This window comes from Enterococcus sp. DIV0876 (genome assembly GCF_050529585.1).
Lineage (GTDB): Bacteria > Bacillota > Bacilli > Lactobacillales > Enterococcaceae > Enterococcus_D.
Genome location: NZ_CP172882.1, coordinates 1,908,281 through 1,925,821 on the forward strand (window position 1 = coordinate 1,908,281; position 17,541 = coordinate 1,925,821).

17 protein-coding genes are annotated in these 17,541 nt (G+C 41.8%); 7 read left to right on the top strand and 10 right to left on the bottom strand.

Annotated elements, in window-relative coordinates:
* Nucleotides 1-13 precede the first annotated feature (13 nt).
* The 3 genes from IGI41_RS08890 to IGI41_RS08900 all read right to left on the bottom strand — a co-directional run bounded on the left by IGI41_RS08890 (nt 14) and on the right by IGI41_RS08900 (nt 2,324).
* The gene (locus IGI41_RS08890) at nt 14-667 is read right to left on the bottom strand and encodes a histidine phosphatase family protein (protein ID WP_430609428.1); all 654 of its coding nucleotides are present in this window, start codon (nt 665-667) and stop codon (nt 14-16) included.
* A 16-nt stretch (nt 668-683) separates the two neighbouring features.
* On the bottom strand, nt 684-1,187 hold the full coding sequence (trmL, locus tag IGI41_RS08895) for a tRNA (uridine(34)/cytosine(34)/5-carboxymethylaminomethyluridine(34)-2'-O)-methyltransferase TrmL (RefSeq protein ID WP_430609430.1): 504 nt from the start codon (nt 1,185-1,187) through the stop codon (nt 684-686).
* A 294-nt stretch (nt 1,188-1,481) separates the two neighbouring features.
* On the bottom strand, nt 1,482-2,324 hold the full coding sequence (locus IGI41_RS08900) for a methyltransferase domain-containing protein (protein ID WP_430609432.1): 843 nt from the start codon (nt 2,322-2,324) through the stop codon (nt 1,482-1,484).
* A gap of 89 nt (nt 2,325-2,413) precedes the next feature.
* On the opposite strand from IGI41_RS08900, the gene IGI41_RS08905 reads away from it, so the two are divergent.
* The 4 genes from IGI41_RS08905 (at nt 2,414) to IGI41_RS08920 (ending at nt 5,529) form a co-directional block, all read left to right on the top strand.
* Nucleotides 2,414-3,055 (top strand): copper homeostasis protein CutC, encoded by a 642-nt coding sequence (locus IGI41_RS08905; RefSeq protein ID WP_430609434.1) that lies wholly within the window; start codon nt 2,414-2,416, stop codon nt 3,053-3,055.
* 142 nt (nt 3,056-3,197) lie between these two features.
* Nucleotides 3,198-4,247 (top strand): glycosyltransferase, encoded by a 1,050-nt coding sequence (locus tag IGI41_RS08910; protein ID WP_430609436.1) that lies wholly within the window; start codon nt 3,198-3,200, stop codon nt 4,245-4,247.
* The gene (locus tag IGI41_RS08915; RefSeq protein ID WP_430609438.1) at nt 4,244-5,155 is read left to right on the top strand and encodes a phosphodiester glycosidase family protein; all 912 of its coding nucleotides are present in this window, start codon (nt 4,244-4,246) and stop codon (nt 5,153-5,155) included. Before IGI41_RS08910 ends, IGI41_RS08915 begins: the two co-directional genes overlap by 4 nt.
* Before the next feature lie 14 nt (nt 5,156-5,169).
* Nucleotides 5,170-5,529 carry a hypothetical protein gene (locus tag IGI41_RS08920; protein ID WP_430609440.1) on the top strand — a complete coding sequence of 120 codons (360 nt, stop codon included), beginning with the start codon at nt 5,170-5,172 and terminating at the stop codon, nt 5,527-5,529.
* A gap of 261 nt (nt 5,530-5,790) precedes the next feature.
* Here the strand turns inward: IGI41_RS08920 and IGI41_RS08925 are convergent, their stop codons facing one another.
* Nucleotides 5,791-7,572 carry an ABC transporter ATP-binding protein gene (locus IGI41_RS08925; protein ID WP_430609441.1) on the bottom strand — a complete coding sequence of 594 codons (1,782 nt, stop codon included), beginning with the start codon at nt 7,570-7,572 and terminating at the stop codon, nt 5,791-5,793.
* A complete protein-coding gene (locus tag IGI41_RS08930; protein WP_430609443.1) occupies nt 7,553-9,310 on the bottom strand; it encodes an ABC transporter ATP-binding protein in 1,758 nt (585 codons plus the stop codon). Before IGI41_RS08930 ends, IGI41_RS08925 begins: the two co-directional genes overlap by 20 nt.
* A gap of 144 nt (nt 9,311-9,454) precedes the next feature.
* Here IGI41_RS08930 and IGI41_RS08935 point away from each other — a divergent pair, with 144 nt between their 5' ends.
* Entirely contained in the window at nt 9,455-10,291 is an 837-nt protein-coding gene (locus IGI41_RS08935) for an AraC family transcriptional regulator (protein ID WP_430609445.1), read from the top strand.
* A gap of 54 nt (nt 10,292-10,345) precedes the next feature.
* On the opposite strand, the gene mgtE is transcribed toward IGI41_RS08935, so the two are convergent.
* Genes mgtE through IGI41_RS08955 form a run of 4 tightly spaced genes read right to left on the bottom strand, consistent with a single transcriptional unit; the run spans nt 10,346 to nt 14,102 of the window.
* Nucleotides 10,346-11,710 (bottom strand): magnesium transporter, encoded by a 1,365-nt coding sequence (gene mgtE / locus IGI41_RS08940; RefSeq protein WP_430609446.1) that lies wholly within the window; start codon nt 11,708-11,710, stop codon nt 10,346-10,348.
* Nucleotides 11,711-11,731: 21 nt separating this feature from the next.
* Nucleotides 11,732-12,625, bottom strand: a complete 894-nt coding sequence (locus tag IGI41_RS08945; protein ID WP_430609447.1) for an RluA family pseudouridine synthase — start codon at nt 12,623-12,625, stop codon at nt 11,732-11,734.
* Nucleotides 12,626-12,630: 5 nt separating this feature from the next.
* On the bottom strand, nt 12,631-13,437 hold the full coding sequence (locus IGI41_RS08950; protein ID WP_430609448.1) for an NAD kinase: 807 nt from the start codon (nt 13,435-13,437) through the stop codon (nt 12,631-12,633).
* Nucleotides 13,434-14,102 (bottom strand): GTP pyrophosphokinase, encoded by a 669-nt coding sequence (locus IGI41_RS08955; RefSeq protein ID WP_430612792.1) that lies wholly within the window; start codon nt 14,100-14,102, stop codon nt 13,434-13,436. The genes IGI41_RS08950 and IGI41_RS08955 overlap by 4 nt, the downstream gene beginning before the upstream one ends.
* Before the next feature lie 200 nt (nt 14,103-14,302).
* On the opposite strand from IGI41_RS08955, the gene IGI41_RS08960 reads away from it, so the two are divergent.
* Together IGI41_RS08960 and IGI41_RS08965 are read left to right on the top strand one after the other, a co-directional pair.
* Nucleotides 14,303-14,884, top strand: a complete 582-nt coding sequence (locus IGI41_RS08960) for a CYTH domain-containing protein (protein WP_430612794.1) — start codon at nt 14,303-14,305, stop codon at nt 14,882-14,884.
* A 95-nt stretch (nt 14,885-14,979) separates the two neighbouring features.
* A complete protein-coding gene (locus tag IGI41_RS08965; protein ID WP_430609449.1) occupies nt 14,980-15,636 on the top strand; it encodes a DsbA family protein in 657 nt (218 codons plus the stop codon).
* A 56-nt stretch (nt 15,637-15,692) separates the two neighbouring features.
* Here IGI41_RS08965 and pepF read toward each other — a convergent pair whose 3' ends face one another.
* Complete coding sequence (gene pepF / locus IGI41_RS08970; RefSeq protein ID WP_430609450.1) at nt 15,693-17,510, bottom strand: oligoendopeptidase F; 1,818 nt, start codon at nt 17,508-17,510, stop codon at nt 15,693-15,695.
* Nucleotides 17,511-17,541 lie beyond the last annotated feature (31 nt).

Consider the following 17,541-nt stretch of genomic DNA (forward strand, 5'->3'; position numbering starts at 1 on the left):
GCTCCTTCCTATACTATAATAAGGCGTCTAATCCCGCTTGATCAGCCAAAAAGCTGGCATCATTCCATTGTGTCAGCTTGTACGGCATTTGATCAGTTTGACCCGTTTCCAAAATGCTCAAGCTGTTGTTGACCAAACCACCTTGTTCTCTCAACTGAGCAAGGGTTTTGCCAGCAAGCCATTGGATTGCTGCAGTCAATGAGGCACCATGACCCACGAACAATAACGGGCCTTGATGTTGTGATACTGCTGTGACAACCACTTTTTCGATCCGAGCCAATGCTGTTTCGATTGGTTCACCATGAAATACACTTGGATCATATTGATCCAGATGGTTGCGTAGTCGATCCAATTCTTCGGGGTATTTTGCATGCATCTCATCGATCGATTGACCTTCTAAGTCGCCTAAACCCAATTCCCGTAAATCATCTGTATAAATGATTTCAACAGGATGTAACAAACGGGCCTGAATCCCTTGCGCGGTTGTCATCGCTCTTAATGAGGTGCTGGCATAGATTTTTTCAAAAGGAACGTCTGCGATGTGATTGCCCAGCAAGTCGATTTCTTGATAACTTTGAGGCAATAAAGGGGAATCCCCCAACATTCCTTGAAAACGTCTTGCTTGGTTCCATTCCGTTTTTCCATGACGTGTAAAATATAATTGCATCAATCAGACCTCACTTTTAATCGATTTTGTCATTTTCATAATGATGCGTCAATTCTAATTGGGGAAATCCTTGTTGACGCAATACTTCATAAATTATCAAGGCAGCAGTATTCGATAAATTCAAAGAACGCACATGGGTGTCGTTCATAGGGATACGCAAACATTGATCCGCGTGCTCCCGCATAAACGTTTCTGGCAAACCGGTCGTTTCCTTGCCAAAAATAAAAAACTGATCATCGGCAACTGTGTAATCGACTTGTGAATAGACACGATTGGCAAATTTAGAAATCAAATACAAAGGGCGCTCCCCCAAGAATGACATAAAAGCTGGTAAATCTTTATGATACGTGATCGACACATCGTGCCAGTAATCTAATCCAGCTCTTTTCAGGTGTTTATCATCCGTTGAAAAGCCTAAAGGTTCAATCAAATGCAAGTGGGTATTTGTCGCCGCACAGGTACGCGCAATGTTACCTGTATTGGCAGGAATTTGAGGTTCAAAAAGAACGATGTGATTCATAAAACGGTCTCCTTTTCATGTGGCCAAAGCCAATTGATTCTAATTGTATCTATAGTATCATATTTTGCCAAAATTGTTTTTGCCTTGTTCTAACTTGTCAACAGTCATTTGGACATAAAAAAAACGTACCAACTCGGTGTCGATCACTGCGAGTCGTTACGTTAGTGAAGCTCTTTTCACTAACTTTTATCAGAACAGGAACCTGATAAAAACCAATGAAAAATGACTTGAGAATAATATATCACTCCCATGGCATGAATGCAAGGGTAAATAACAAAAAAATTCAAAATCTTTTCAGTAAATTTTCGCAATTAGGATGTCAACATCCACGGTGATTTCTTGCAACGGTGTTGCGCGAAGCTCTGCTTTACGGGCTTCTTCAGCAGCCCATTCCAATGGTGACATCGCCAGCAAATCTTGCTGCAGCGCCTCTGGAATCTCAAAAACATGGGTCACGCGTTGCCGTGCGGCTGAAGGATAATGTGCCATAAACTTGTCTACCACACGTTGATTAGAATACTGTTGTTTGGAAGGATCATTTGGATAAAACGCCCTTCGCAGTTCCTTTAAATAATTTTCAGCTGGTACGACTTTGATCAATTGACCACCTTTTTTAAGAATTCGATTAAATTCTTCATAATTAGAGGGAGAAAAGATATTCAATACCGTATCAAAGCTTTGCTGCGCAAAAGGCAAATTGGTCAAATCAGCCACACACCAAAATGCCGGTACTTTTTGATTGGTAGCCAAATTGATGCCTTCTTTGGCGATATCAAAGCCAATTGCTGTTTGGGTCGGTTCACTGATCAACTGATTCAAGAAACTGCCTTCTCCGCATCCAACGTCTAAAACGTTATCAGTGGCGGATAATTGATCTTTGATAACTGAAAGTACAGGTTGATACATCCCACCTTGAATCATTCGTTGTCTTGGCATAAACATCGACTGATCATAGTCTGTCTTGACGGCATGGTCCAAAAAAAACAAAGTGCCTTTTTTTGACAAATCAAAGCGGTGGCGATTGGCACAGACCAAGCCATTATTTGCCGCAAAGAACCTTTGCCTGCAAATTGGACAAGCAAACAACTGCTGATGCGCCTGCAAGAACAAGCGAGCGCGCTCTATTTTTTTTAACATCAGACACTCCTCCATCTCTGTTCTACTTTACCATACAAATGTGGTAAACTACTAGTATAGAATAACAACTTTGCTTATGGAGGGTTCTTATGTTAAAAGAGTTTTGTGCAGAAAATTATACCAATATCCCACTAGCGATTGCTCGGGGGGCCGATCGAATCGAGTTATGTGATAACCTAGCAGTTGGCGGTACAACCCCAAGTACAGGGGTCATTGAAGAGGCTTTGAGTTATGCAGGAGAAAAAAGTATCCCTGTCATGACGATCATCCGCCCGCGTGGTGGTGACTTCATCTATAATGATACTGAATTGAAGATCATGCATACTGATTTGATCGAAGCCAAAAAAATCGGTACCGATGGTGTGGTATTAGGCTGCTTAACACCTAGCGGTTGGCTAGACGAAGAGGCGCTAGAACTATTATTAGAAACAGCAGAAGGATTACAAGTGACCTTCCATATGGCCTTTGATGCGATTCCTGCTGAGCGGCAGTTTGCAGCCATCGATTGGTTGGCCGATCATGGTGTGGAGAGAATCTTGACCCATGGTGGGGCAGCGGGCACACCAATCGAAGATAATCTTTCCTATCTAAAAGAACTGATCGACTATGCAGGTGACCGTCTAACGATCTTGCCCGGAGGCGGGATCACATTTGAAAACGCGCAACATATATGTGAAAGTCTTGGTGTCCAAGAAGTTCATGGCACCAAAATCGTTGACTTAAGCGAATAGCACCATCAAGCCTGTTTTCTTTCGAGAAGGCAGGCTTTTTTTGCATAATCCATATTAACACTTACCGATTCAAGATTTTCATAAATATATTTAAGCTGGTATTAAGCCGCCTCAGCTATTCTATTGGCAAGAGGTGAGTGAAATGAATGTCCTACTGTTGATTCCCATATATGAGCCTTCGAAAAAAACCATCGCCTTTTTCGAAGCATTGCTTCCTGCGACTTCATGCCAAATCTTGCTTGTGGATGACGGAAGCGGTGAAGATTATGAGGATACCTTTCAAACTATCTGTCAGCTGTCGACGCGGATCCATTTTTATACCTATGCACAAAACCAAGGCAAAGGCTATGCACTGAAGTTTGGCTTGCAGAAAATCATTCAGGATTTTCCAGAAGCAGCCGGCGTCGTGACGGCGGATGGTGATGGACAACACCATCCACAAGATATACGCAGATTGATCCATGCATTGCCAAATCATCAACCACACGAACTATTGCTGGGGGTCCGTTCTTTCAAGAAAAAGACTACACCCACCAAAAGCTATTGGGGCAACCGAGTGACATCAGGGTTCTTTTGGTTGGCGACTGGCCTGCGCCTGCAAGATACCCAAACGGGGTTACGGGCCTTTCACACTACGTTGATTCCATCTTTGATCAAGATTGACGGTGACCGTTTCGACTACGAAATGAATGTCTTACTAGCAACCAAGCAGCTCCAGATAAGCTTGGTGTCACTGCCCATCCAAACAATCTATGAAGAAAACAACGCACATTCGCATTTCAGGCCGATCCATGATTCCCTATTGATTTATGGACCATTACTGCGCTTTATTGGCTCATCGCTCGTTTCAGCTCTATTGGATAGCGGCCTATTTTTGATCTTGACCTTGATTTTAGGACAGGCCTCATTTCCATTATTAATAGCAACGATTCTGGCATGTTTGATTTCTGGTCTGATCAATTATCTGTTGAATCGACATTATGTATTTCATCAAGGCCGCAATCCGACAACCGCTTTTCGCTACGCTTGTCTATTTTTGACGATCATTTTCTTTAGCTGGATAGGGGTTAGCTGTTTGGTCCAAGTATTGCCATCCCTCTTCCTATCAAAACTGATCGTTGATGGTCTCTTATTTTTCTTTAGTTTTCACGTACAACAGCGCTACATCTTTACTGAGGAGGTGGCCAAATGAGATGGCTGAAAAAACCATATCGCTGGGCATGCCTATTTTCATTGATGCTCGTCGCCAGCAGCAGTTGGATCTTATTAAAGGCATTTGTTTTGCCTGACCGTCAAGTAGCTGTGGCCACAGTAGCTGAAAGTACAATGTCAACTTCTAATAGTACTGAAGAAAGTACATCAAGCAGCGAGACGATTGTGGCCACGGATACAAGTTACACAAGCGATGGCTTAACCATCCAATTGATCGAAAAACGGGTAGATGACACGACTGTTTATATTGCTGATATCCAAACAGCTGACAGCAGTCATTTACAAACTGCTTTCGCTGAAAATACGTATGGCCGCAACATCAAAGAAACGACCTCAGAGATGGCGGCACAAAATAATGCCGTTTTAGCCATTAATGGTGATTACTACGGGTTTCGCAGCACTGGTTTCGTGATGCGTAATGGTACCTTGTATCGGGATACTGCCAATGGCGATACACAAGCACTTGTTATCGATAAAGAGGGAAATTTCTCCATCGTAGATGAAAGTACCACTTCTGCGGCTTCCTTGACCGATGCACAGCAAATTCTTTCTTTCGGACCAGCACTAGTCGAAGAGAGTCAGGTGGTAGTCTCTCCTTCAACAGAGGTCTCCCAGTCGATGACCAGTAATCCTCGGACGGCGATCGGTCAAATTGGTGAAAACCACTATGTGATCATTGTTTCAGAAGGACGGACTTCTGATAGCGAAGGCTTGACATTGTATCAATTGGCCGAACAATTTGAATCATTGGGTGCCACGACTGCCTATAATTTAGACGGCGGCGGTTCCTCGACTCTATACTTCAATGGGAAAGTCGTTAATCAAACCGTCGGGGGAAGCAATAATAGTGACGAACGATCTGTTAGCGATATCCTCTATTTCAAGTAAAGGACGTGAGTTCAATGAAAAAACTGATACCATATGGCCTTCTCAGTCTTTGCCTGTTTCTATTTCAAATGGTGTATCACCACTTTAGTCATGGAGTAGTCTCCTTTTCCCTGCAATATGCTTGGCTGCTCATGGCAGTTGCAGGTCTGATCTGGTGGCTGATTGGTCGAATATTCAGCCACAAACAGCTACGGATTTCAGCAAATCTCTACCATTCGGGACTAGCCTGTCTCATCACGTGGTGCCTATTGAATGGCGTGTTGGAGATTGCAGGAAGTGACTCGCCCTATTTATGGCTATACCTGCTTTTTGGCGGTGGATTTATCCTTGCAAGCTTGGTGACATTGGGTATCAAGCAAAAAAATATTGTGTAAAAGGATTTGATCATAGCAAAGAACCTGTTTCATTTCGAAGGAGCATTCTTTGCCATGATTGAATAGAAACTCTCATACGCTTCATATGGAGGAAAAACACGCATTCGCGTTTGACAAAGACCAATTATTATATCAGCTACTATGTGAAATAACTGTCTGATCTCTTCCCCTCAAACAAAAACGCACACCTGTAAAGGCGCGCGTTTTTGTTTGAGTCGCTTATATGACACTTGAAATATGGTTGAATTTAAGCATATGCACTCATATCGCTTGCAGCAAATCATACTGCGACTGATACAAATGATGATACAACCCTTTTTGAGCCATCAATTGATCATGATTGCCTGATTCCGCGATCTTACCGCCAGCTACATAGAAAATGCGGTCAGAATTTTTGATCGTAGACAACCGGTGAGCGATGATAAAAGAGGTCCGTCCTTCAAGTAGCTTCAGTAAACCTTCTTGCAGCAGTTCCTCCGTCTTGGTATCAATACTTGAGGTGGCTTCATCCAAAATCAATATCTTCGGATCTGCCAATAGTGCCCGTGCAAATGAGATCAATTGCCGCTGCCCTGCAGATAATGTACTACCTCGCTCTTCCACCACTGTTTGATAGCCATCTTTCAGGTCTTTAATGAAATCATGGGCGCGCACGATTTTGGCTGCTTCAATGATTTCTTCTTCCGTCGCATCCAATTTCCCATAGCGGATGTTCTCAATGATCGTCCCCGAGAAGATAAAGGTATCTTGCAGCATAACGCCCATTTGCGACCGTAATGAGGACAATGTCACATCGCGAACATCCATGCCATCAACCTTTACGCTACCTTCATTAACATCATAAAATCGACTCAACAAATTGATGATCGTGGTCTTCCCAGCACCGGTTGGTCCTACTAATGCAATACTTTCACCCGGTGTAATGGTAAAGTTGACGTCAGATAGGATATTCTTTCCCTCTTCATAACGGAAGGTCACATGATCAAATGTCACTGCCCCTCTCATGGCTGGTAAGATTTTGGCATCAGGTTTGTCTTCAATATCTGGCACCTCATCCATCGTTTCAAAGATCCGTTCCAAATAAGCGGTCGCTGTGATCAATGAATTATAGAAGTTGCCGATATTGATGACTGGATTCCAAAAGTTATTGATGTAACTAATAAAAGCAATCAACGTACCGGTACTAACTTCAACCCCGATTTGGCGAATACCGACAAAATAAATCAAACAGGTTGTGATGACCGAGATATTCTGCACGCCTGGCCACATCAGGAATTGAATGCGGACAGCTTTCATCCATGACGTGCGATAATCATTGCTGACTTCTTCAAAAATCGATGCATTCTCTTCTTCTCGTGCAAAAGACTGGGTGATTTTGATGCCTGCAATACTTTCATGGATATAGGCATTTAAATTAGATTGCTTATTGCTCAACGTTTGGTACGCTTTACGCTGTTTGTTTTTGATCACCATGACCATAACAAAAAGAACCGGCAACAATGCCAATGAATATAAGGTTAGCTTGAAGTCAATCGCAAACATAAAGATCAAGGTGATCACAACATTAAAGACATCAGAAATCAAATTGATCAGTCCATTACTAAGAAGATCACTTAGTGTGTTGATATAATTGACGATCCGAATCAAGATCTTCCCATGGGGACGGGTATCAAAGTAAGAAAACGGCAAGCGCTGCAAATGCTCAAAAATATCATAACGCATATCTTTCAACACATCTTGACCAATGCGGGTAATATGATAGATCCGATAGCGCATGCAAAGACCTATTATGATCAATGTTGCTATGAATGCTGCCCCAATCAGCAGCAATTGACTGATATTTTCATCCGGGATCGATGTGTCAATCGCGATTTTGGTGAAAACAGGTGCCAGCATCCCCGCAAGATTGGCTAAAATGATCGTTGCCAAAACTTTGATAATACTTTGTTTATAAGGTACGACATATTGTGACAGACGTTTAAAATCTTGCCAACTAAATTCCTGTTCTAACTCTTCATCCACATCAAATGTGTTTCTGGCCATCTTCTTCACCTCCTGACAAGCCCAATTGTTTTTGGTACACTTCATAATACTTGCCGCGTTTGGCGACCAATTCTTCATGCGAGCCTTGTTCAACAACATGGCCTTTTTCCATCATCAAGATCAGATCAGCTTCTCTGACGGATGAAATCCGATGGGCAATAATGAAGGTCGTTTTTTCGCCAGTTAATTTTGTTAGTTCTTGCTGGATTTTCGATTCCGTTTCCATATCAACGGCTGAAGTCGTATCATCTAAAATCAGAATCGATGGGTCTTTGGCTAAAGCACGGGCCAAGGAGATCCGTTGTTTCTGCCCACCAGAAAGACCAACACCTCTTTCGCCGATCACCGTTTCATATCCTTGAGGCATCCTGGAGATAAAGGTATCTGCGTCGGCTACGACAGCCATTTGGCGAATATAGCCTTCATCTGCCAAGGGATTACCAAAGGCAATGTTGTCAGAAATAGTATTCGAAAATAGGAATACATCTTGCATCACCATTGAAATATTCTCTCGCAATTGCCGTACTGGATAGGTTTTGGCATCTTTGCCGTCAATCAAGACCGTTCCTTGTGTTGGATCATAAAAGCGACCGACAAGATTGACAAGCGTAGTTTTACCAGAACCTGTTTCACCTAAAATACCCAGTGTTTGCCCAGGACCAATCTTAAAGTTGATTTCTGACAGAACATTCTGATTAGGATCATCAGAAAAGTGAAAAGAAACATCTTTAAATTCTACGTGTCCTTTGATAGGTACTAATTGTTCTTCGTGATGGACAGGGATCTTAGACTCTTGCGCCAACATCTGCCGAATCTTGATACAAGCTGCCGAAAAACGCTGTGCATCATTGATCAGCCAACCACTCATCCGCATCGGATTGTTCAACATCCATAAATATCCGTTGAAAGCCACCAAATCACCCAATGTCATATCTCCATTGATGACGAAAATACCGCCCAAGACCAAAGCTATGATCGACAAACTGCCTGCTAAACCATCTAGCCAAGGCAAGTAGGTACGAGAAACTTTCGCAGACGCCATGTTCTTGGCTTTGAAATCTTCATTATAGTGAACAAATTTTTCAATTTCAAAGTCTTCACGGGCAAACGCTTTGACGACGCGATTCCCTCCAATATTTTCTTCGACCATCGAATTCAATCGCGAAAAACTTTCGCGAATATCAAAAAACAACGGATGGGCTTTTTTCGACATTCGATTGGTCAAAATGAAAATCAAGGGCGTGATTGCCACTAATGCCAACATCAGTTTCCAATCGATAAAGCTCATCACCACGACAGCTGAAAAGAACCACAATACACATTCCGCGATGTTATAGGTGACCCAAGAGACGAAATGGCGGATTGCATCCGTATCCCCTGTCATCCGCGCCATAATGTCACCAACCCGGGTATGGTTGAAAAAGTCAAAGTCCAATTCTTGCAATTTTTGGTACATATCTTCTCTTAAATCGTATAACGTATTTTGACCGACGCGTTCAAACAGCAATTGATAAGTATAACGAACGACTGTACGAACCACAGTTGTTCCGATCATAATCAATAATAATGGCAATAATAGCTGTATTTGTTGCTGATTGATGACATCGTCGATCACCATACCTCCTAAATATGGATTTACAACGATCAGCGCTGCGTTGATCATCAAAAATATGAATGCCAATAGAAGTTTGCCGCGGTTCTTTCTTGCATAGCGCCAGATCCATTGTGTGTTACTCATCGAATTCCCCCTCTCGTTGTTAAGAATAGCGGTTTGAGGAACGAATAAAATGGTTTTTCTTACTCATTTTGATGTAAAATATTAGTAAGAAGTGGAACGCCTTATATACTGAGGCCGAACCATCCCCATTGGAGTGAATCAGCCATGAATTTAGTCAATCCCCGTACCTTTAACCCGGAGATCATTTATTTATTCGATCCTTGGACACAATCAGAAAGCCACGGCGAGATGCACCACCATGATTTTCTGGAAATCAGTATTTTATTAGAAGGTGAAAGCAATTATTATTTTGATCAAGAGCCTGCAAAAAAAATTCGAGCTGGCAGTGTGATGCTGTTTAATCCTGGTGTCAAACATTGCGAATTTCAATTACCTGGCACCCGCTCTCATCAACTGCATATTGGGCTAAAAAATATTTCTTTAGAAGGCTTCAAACGCAATAGGTTTCCCAATAAACATCCCTTGCTTGATTTAGGCAAATACCACCACCAAGTTTTAGAAAAAGCTTGGCAGCTGGTCAAAGAAAGCAATGAAGAACGAGATGAGTTTCAACTGATGCAAAAAGCACTTTTGATCGAATTGCTGGTCTACATCTTGCGTGGACTCAACGATGAACACAGCAATGTCATGCCTTATCTTTCCAAAAGCCAGCAACGGCAGCAGAAAATCGTGAACTATACGGTGTATTATTTGGAAAATCATTATAAAGACGAAATCACCTTAGAGAAATTAGCCCAAGATCAATTTTTGAGTCCAACTTATTTATCAAAGATTTTTAAAGAAGCAACAGGCATGAGCCCCATCAATTATCTGATCGAAATCAGACTGAAACGGGCGAAAGACATGTTGACCAATGACCAATTGACGATCAAAGAAGTAGCCTCTGCGGTTGGCTATCAAGATGCTTATCACTTTAGCAAGTCCTTTAAAAAACTCTATGGCGTCTCTCCTTCAGGCATCTTACCAAAATTCAAGCACTAAAAAAGGCAACAACACTTATCCGCTATGGATGGTGTTGTTGTCTTTGATTTGGTTTCATTGAATAAAGTAGCTCATAAATAAACTGGCAATATTGAAATAGATCAAAACACTCGTTAAATCACTTAGCGTGGTGATAAAGGGTCCGCTAGCAACGGCTGGATCAAATCCAAGTTTGTCCATCAACATCGGAATCAAACTGCCTGCTAAGTTAGCTACAGTGATAGCACACATCATCGCCATTCCGATCACGAAACCCAAGATTGGGTTTTGTTTCCAAACAGCTACGATTGCAAAAATCGTCAAACCTGTAATCGCTCCGGTAAACAATCCTGTCAATACTTCACCTATAACTGTCTTCATAAAGCTTTTTTCTTTGTCATCATTGATAGCGAGCCGTCTAACAGCGACAGCCAATGATTGCGTCCCTGCATTGCCTGCAGTACCGGTGATCAAGGAAATAAAAACCGCCAAAATACTTGCTTCACTGACTAGTTCTTCATAATGACTGATCAAACTTGCCGTGGCCATCCCCAAAAACAACAAGGTGATCAACCATGGCAATCTGCGGGTCGAGGCTTTAATTGGGTTTTCGCTGACTTCTTCAACATTGACCCCCGCCAAACCGGAATAATCACTCGCCGCTTCATCGTCAATCACATCAATGATATCATCAACTGTTACGATACCCAGCAGATGGTCATCGTAATCGGTGACTGGCAATGCCAAGAAATCATAATCCCTAAAGGTTTGTGCCACATCTTCTTGGTCATCTCCGACATTGACTGACATGACCCGTTCATTCAAAATATCAGCGATCATCGTATCATCCTCATTGATGATCAAATCCCTTAAAGATATAACGCCGACCAATTTATCATCTGTATCAACGACATAGATATAATAAATCGTTTCAGCAACATCAGCGGCATTTTTTAAAACATACATCGCCGAGCGCACTGTTTGATTGGCCACGATCGAAACGAACTCAGTCGTCATCAAGGAACCTGCTGTCTCGTCTTCATAATGCAGCAACTCTTTGATTTCACTGGCAGCATCAGTTGTCATCAAACTGAGATATTTCGCGGTTTGTTTCTTGTCTAATGTCTTCAATAGATCGACCGCATTATCCGTATACATTTGCGCCAACATATCGGCTGCATAGCTAGGCCGCATTTCTGTTAAATAGTCGACCATATGCTCATCGTCTTCTTCTATCACATCAAACATATCAGCCAATTCTTTCGGTGAAAGATAGGTATAAACGATTTGCCGTTCACTTGAATCTAGAGATTGGTAGAACTGCCCCTGCTCATAGATATGCAGATCAAGAAATTCATCGCGGAACTTCTGGATATCCATTTCTTTCAGCGCTTGGGTCAGTTGATCAAACCGTTCTGTTAATTCTTGATTTTCATCCAATCTCTTCACCTCATTTTTATCTTAATTGCTTGTTGTTACAATTGCCATATCTTGCGCCAAAGGACAAGAAAATGCCATTGGCTCCTGCGTAAAAGGATGCAAAAATTGCAGTTGACAGCAGTGGAGCGCTTGACGATCGATTCCTAGATCCATTCTGCCCCCATACATCTCATCCCCCAAGAGTGGACAGCCGATAGCAGAAAAATGGACACGTATTTGGTGGGTCCGCCCTGTATGCAGTTGAATATCGACCAATGCCCATTGCGCATTGATTCTAGATAACCAATACTCAGTTCGAGCTGGTTTGCCTTCCGATGCGACTTTACGTTTCAGGAGCGATGTCAAATCTCGGGCAATAGGTTGATTGATTTCACCATGATTGGCTAGAACAGCCAACTTTCCGGCAACCAACGCTTGGTATTTTTTGATGACTTTCTTCTCCCTTAATTGAACATCCATTTTAGCATGGGCAAAACCATGTTTGGCAAACAGCATCAGACCCGATGTATCCCGATCCAATCGTGTGACAACATGGATCACTTGGTTTGGATATTGTTGCTTACGGTAATAAGCTTTGACCCGATTGGCCATCGTACCATTGGGATGGTACTGTGCAGGGATCGACGATACACCAGCTGGCTTATTGACGATCAAGAGGTGGTCATCTTCAAAAACGATCTCAATTGGCGTTTCGTCCAACAACATCGTTTCATGCTCACCCTCATCTGGAATCACAATAGTTACCCTATCATTTTGTTTCAATGAAAACAAGACATTTTGCACCTCTTGGTTGACAAAAATGTTGCCTCCTTGAAATTTGATTTTGGCAAGGAGGCCTTTGGAAATCCCTTGTTCTTTTAAAAAATATTTCACCAATTGCGGTTCATCCCGCAAGTATTGATACGTAAACTCCATAGACTCTATTCTTCTCCAATAAAGGAATCTTTGACCCGATTCCAGAAATGCATATGCCGATAAGACGCAAAATGGATCCGCTCATCTGCTATACGATAATAAATAGCATCGATTTCTTCTTGTTCGATGGTAAATTGATCGATCGTCACCAAATAATCAGTACTTTGCTGCAGTTGGACTTTGACCCATTCATGGTGTCCAACGATGATTGGTGAACCTAATGTCCGAAAGACTCGATTGTTCAATGAAGCAATCTCAGCCAATTGAAAGGCATTGATACTCGGATGTAACACCGCGCCGCCAACACTTTTGTTGTATGCAGTCGAGCCCGTTGGTGTCGAGATCGATAGACCATCGCCGCGGAATTTTTCAAACAGATCTTCTTTGATCGAAATATCCGCTACCATCGTCCGATTCCCCCGTTTAATGGTCGACTCATTCAATGCCAAAAAATGTTTATCTGATTTCCCATTGGCATATGTGATTCGAACATCAAGCAATGGATAGCTGACCGTTTTTTGATGATCATTACACAACGATTCCACCATTTCTTCTAATTCATAATCCCGCCAATCCGTATAAAATCCCAAATGGCCAGTATGAACACCTAGAAATTGGACTTGGTCCAGTTTATGATTGAATAGATGAAATGCAGACAATAATGTTCCGTCGCCTCCCACTGAAATCACAAGCTCAGGATCGTCTCGATCAATCGTATTTTCAGAGCGCGCCAGTAATTCGGTCAAGCGTTTGGTTACTCGAAGAGATTTTTCTTCTTGGTTATTGATGATCGCTACTCGGATACCCTTCATTTTTGGTCCTCCTGCAGCGCTTGTGGTTGTTCAGGTTTCGTGCGGCGGCCTTTCCCATGAGAAAACAGCCGTTGTGCCTCTTGGATCTCTTCACGAATATTGGACATCTCCTCATCCAACTGATACGCCGCTTCAGCGGATCTACGCAATCGCTCACTGATTTCGTCGGGAAATTCCCCTTGATATTTATAGTTCAACGAGTGTTCGATGGTTGCCCAGAAGTTCATCGCCAATGTACGAATCTGAATTTCTGCCAAAATGATTTTCTCGCCATCGATCAATTGAACCGGGTACTCGATCACCAAATGGTAGGAACGGTAGCCGCTGGCTTTTTTATTCGTGATATAATCCCGTTCGATGATCACTTTCATGTCCTTACGGGTACGTAACAATTCAACCACTTGATGAATATCTTCTACAAACTGGCACATGATGCGTAAACCAGCAATATCCGACATTTCCTCTTCCAAACGATCTAAGTCGATTCCTCTTAATTTGCTTTTAGTTAAAATACTATCTACCGGTTTGACACGCCCCGTCACAAATTCAATGGGTACATGTTTGCTCTGTTCACGGTATTGTTTACGAATACCTCTTAATTTTACTTTCAATTCAGAAACCGCTTGTTCGTACGGTGCCAAAAATTCTTCCCAATCTCGAATCATATTCATACCTCGATTCTTTTCATAACATACTCTCTTATTCTACCATACCTTGTAAACAAACCTGAACCACATAGCTGACTAGAAATCAAAAAAATTGCTAAAACGAACAAATCATGCAATCCGCATGAAAGGAACCGTATTGGTTGACAGAAACTCAACTCAATTGTAAAATTGTATAGCTAATGAAAGCGAGTGACGTCATGACTGAACAAATCGAAATTGAATTTAAAACGTTACTTTCCAAAACCAAATATCATCAATTGACTGCACATTATCAGTTACAACCAACAGATTTCATCACCCAAGTCAATCACTACTTTGATACACCAGATCAACAATTACACAGTAGACATTTTGGCCTGCGGGTACGAACAACTGATTTCTATGATGAGCTGACATTAAAAACGCCTGCTGAACATGGCTTGCTCGAAACCACAGATCAGCTGACCAAAGCACAGACCGCAGAAATTTTACGCAAAGGATCAATTTTATTTTCTGGTGCAGTCGCTAAACGCTTGCTTACTGCTTCCATCGATCCAAGAAAAATTGTCCCCCTTACGAGTCTAACAACGAAACGTGCTGAATTTCCAATCAATGAAGGTTTGCTTGCCATTGACCATAGTTGGTATGGTCAAAAAGAAGACTTTGAACTCGAGTTAGAAGTAAACGATCCGATTCTAGGAAAGCAAGCCTTTATGGCGCTCCTGGAAAAATTCGCGATCCCTTATCAACCAGCTAAAAACAAAATCGAACGTGCAATTTTAGAAAAAGCGCAACGTTAAGTATTATTGCTTACTTTTTTCACTAACATTTGTTATATTTAATAAACGTATGTTTGTTTTACATAAAAAAGAATCTTATTTGGGGAGAGATTCAGATGATTGAAATATTTTTATTCGTCAACCCCATCGGTCCGGTCTGCTATCAAGTTGAAGCGGAACTCTTGGAGAGTTTGACGAAGTACCGTAAAAAGATCCATTTGCAACTACTACCTTTGGTCAATCTAAAATCTGTTGGCGTATCGATGGAGTACTTATCGATGGATAAAACCGATTTGCTTTTACGCAATGATCAAACAAAACTGATCTATACAGCATCACTAGATTACAAAGCCGCACAATTACAAGGGAAAAAAATCGCCCGTGATTTCTTATTGAAATTACAACAACACGTTGGCATCAATCAAGAATCATACAGCGAAACGCTTGTCGAAAAACTTTTTTCTGAAACCAAAGGTGATCTCGAGATGTTTTTAGAAGACCGCCAATCTGATTTAGTAAAAAAGAATTTTTTCACGGATCAAACCGTAGCAAAAGATATGGGCATTACGATCACACCTTCTGCAGTGGTCTACAATTTTGCCTGTGAACGAGAATATGGCGTCCTTTTGGAAGGCGCGCGCGCACTAAAAAGCTTGCCTGCATTGTGTGAAACCACTGATGATCAACTGTCCTTTCTTGAAAAAAAGAATGCGTTGCAGAAAACATCCTTACCGACATTACATGGTGTCGACCATAAACTGATATTATTATGATAGACAAAAAGGATCAACCCAAGACAAATGGGTTGATCTTTTTTTATCTCAAATCATTATCCTTCGATTTCACTGACCAACGCTTCAAGTTCATCTAATCGTTGTTCAAACACTTTCATTGCGTCTTTGATATAATCCGCTTGCGTCATATCGACACCTGCTTTTTTCATCACTTCGATCGGATAATCAGAACGACCCGCTTTTAGATAATTCAAATAATTTGTTAGTGCATCCGGTTCTCCTGACAAGATTTTCTTGGCTAAAGCAGAAGCAGCCGAAAAGCCTGTTGAATATTGATATACATAATAGTTGTAATAGAAATGCGGGATGCGTGACCATTCTAAACGAATCTCTGGATCTTCAGCAACTGCAGGTCCATAGTATTTGGCATTTAATTGCGCATAATTTTCGCTTAAATATTCACTCGTCAAAGGCGTGCCTTTGGCATCTTCCACATGCATAAAATGTTCGAACTCAGCAAATTGAGTTTGGCGGAAAATCGTTCCTTTGAAGCCGTCTAAGTAATGATTCAAGACATACGCTTTGACTCTAGGATCGGATTCTGTCTGAAGCATATATTCCGTCAAAATGTTTTCGTTTGTCGTTGAAGCAATCTCTGCCAAGAAAATCGAATAGTCGCCATAGACATAGGGTTGATTGTTGCGGGTAAAGTAGCTATGGACACTATGCCCCATTTCATGGACTAAGGTAAATAATTGATCCAAACGGTCATTCCAGTTCATCAAAATATAAGGCAATGTATCATACGCGCCGGATGAATACGCGCCACTGCGTTTCCCTTTATTTTCAACGACATCGATCCAACGATTGTCAAATGCTTCTTCCACCACGGCCAAATATTCTTCGCCCAACGGTTTTAATGCTTCTTTGGCTTTAACAACAGCCTCATCATACGTGTAACGAATCGGTGCTTCTCCTAAAATTGGCGTATACACATCATACATATGCATTGTATCGACTGCTAACAACCGTTTTCTCAAAGCCATATAGCGATGCAGCAACGGCAAATGGTCATTAACTACAGATACCAAGGTATCATAAACACTTTCAGGAATATGGTTGGCACTTAGCGCTGCTTGTCGCGCTGATTCAAAATGACGGGCTTTGGCTTTGAAATTGTGGCTTTTGATATTGGTGCTCAACGTTTGTGCGAACGTATTACGAAACTGCTCATAGACGCTATACAAGCCTTTAAATGCTGCTTCTCGAACAGATCGGTCAGTACTTTCTAATAATTCACCATAGACACCATGAGAAAGTTGAACTTTCTCTCCATTTTCATCTTCAATAATGGGGAAAACCAAATCAGCGTTGTTCAATACAGAGAAAATATTGCCTGGTGCACCAAAGATTTCTCCTGCACCAGCAAGTAATGCTTCTTGATCTGCTGGTAAAACATGCGGGCGTTCATTGATTGTTTTTTCGATCAAATGACGGTAAACCGCTAATTTTGGTTCTTGGTCAAAATAGCCCCAAATCGTTTCATCCGTCATCGTTAGCAACTCAGGATCAAACCAAGCGATGGCTTCACTTACTTGCGCCATCAAACTGCTTGCTTTCGCATAAAGCCCTTGGTAGGTCGTGTTGGCAGTATCTTGATCATTTTTCAAATGGCTGTAAACATACAGTTTCTCGATTTTGCGGGAAAGATCCAACACATATTCTAAGGCCTTTAAGAAGGCTTCCGGTCCTTCAGCAAGCGTGCCTTGATAATTTTTTGCTTCTTTTGCTTGAGCAGCGATTTCTTGATAAGCGCCTTCAAACGCTGCATCATCTGCATAGATTTTAGTCAAGTCCCAGGTTTTTTCTTCAGGAATCGAGCTGCGATCAGGTAATTGTTTCGGTTCTGACATTTGTTTCACTCCTTTGATTTTGTCTAAAAAT

What these genes read in the sequence shown, in the direction of transcription:
- IGI41_RS08890 (WP_430609428.1), bottom strand. Translation starts at nt 667, where the DNA reads ATGCAATTATATTTTACACGTCATGGAAAAACGGAATGGAACCAAGCA.
- trmL (WP_430609430.1), bottom strand. Translation starts at nt 1,187, where the DNA reads ATGAATCACATCGTTCTTTTTGAACCTCAAATTCCTGCCAATACAGGT.
- IGI41_RS08900 (WP_430609432.1), bottom strand. Translation starts at nt 2,324, where the DNA reads ATGTTAAAAAAAATAGAGCGCGCTCGCTTGTTCTTGCAGGCGCATCAG.
- IGI41_RS08905 (WP_430609434.1), top strand. Translation starts at nt 2,414, where the DNA reads ATGTTAAAAGAGTTTTGTGCAGAAAATTATACCAATATCCCACTAGCG.
- IGI41_RS08910 (WP_430609436.1), top strand. Translation starts at nt 3,198, where the DNA reads ATGAATGTCCTACTGTTGATTCCCATATATGAGCCTTCGAAAAAAACC.
- IGI41_RS08915 (WP_430609438.1), top strand. Translation starts at nt 4,244, where the DNA reads ATGAGATGGCTGAAAAAACCATATCGCTGGGCATGCCTATTTTCATTG.
- IGI41_RS08920 (WP_430609440.1), top strand. Translation starts at nt 5,170, where the DNA reads ATGAAAAAACTGATACCATATGGCCTTCTCAGTCTTTGCCTGTTTCTA.
- IGI41_RS08925 (WP_430609441.1), bottom strand. Translation starts at nt 7,572, where the DNA reads ATGGCCAGAAACACATTTGATGTGGATGAAGAGTTAGAACAGGAATTT.
- IGI41_RS08930 (WP_430609443.1), bottom strand. Translation starts at nt 9,310, where the DNA reads ATGAGTAACACACAATGGATCTGGCGCTATGCAAGAAAGAACCGCGGC.
- IGI41_RS08935 (WP_430609445.1), top strand. Translation starts at nt 9,455, where the DNA reads ATGAATTTAGTCAATCCCCGTACCTTTAACCCGGAGATCATTTATTTA.
- IGI41_RS08945 (WP_430609447.1), bottom strand. Translation starts at nt 12,625, where the DNA reads ATGGAGTTTACGTATCAATACTTGCGGGATGAACCGCAATTGGTGAAA.
- IGI41_RS08950 (WP_430609448.1), bottom strand. Translation starts at nt 13,437, where the DNA reads ATGAAGGGTATCCGAGTAGCGATCATCAATAACCAAGAAGAAAAATCT.
- IGI41_RS08955 (WP_430612792.1), bottom strand. Translation starts at nt 14,102, where the DNA reads ATGATTCGAGATTGGGAAGAATTTTTGGCACCGTACGAACAAGCGGTT.
- IGI41_RS08960 (WP_430612794.1), top strand. Translation starts at nt 14,303, where the DNA reads ATGACTGAACAAATCGAAATTGAATTTAAAACGTTACTTTCCAAAACC.
- IGI41_RS08965 (WP_430609449.1), top strand. Translation starts at nt 14,980, where the DNA reads ATGATTGAAATATTTTTATTCGTCAACCCCATCGGTCCGGTCTGCTAT.
- pepF (WP_430609450.1), bottom strand. Translation starts at nt 17,510, where the DNA reads ATGTCAGAACCGAAACAATTACCTGATCGCAGCTCGATTCCTGAAGAA.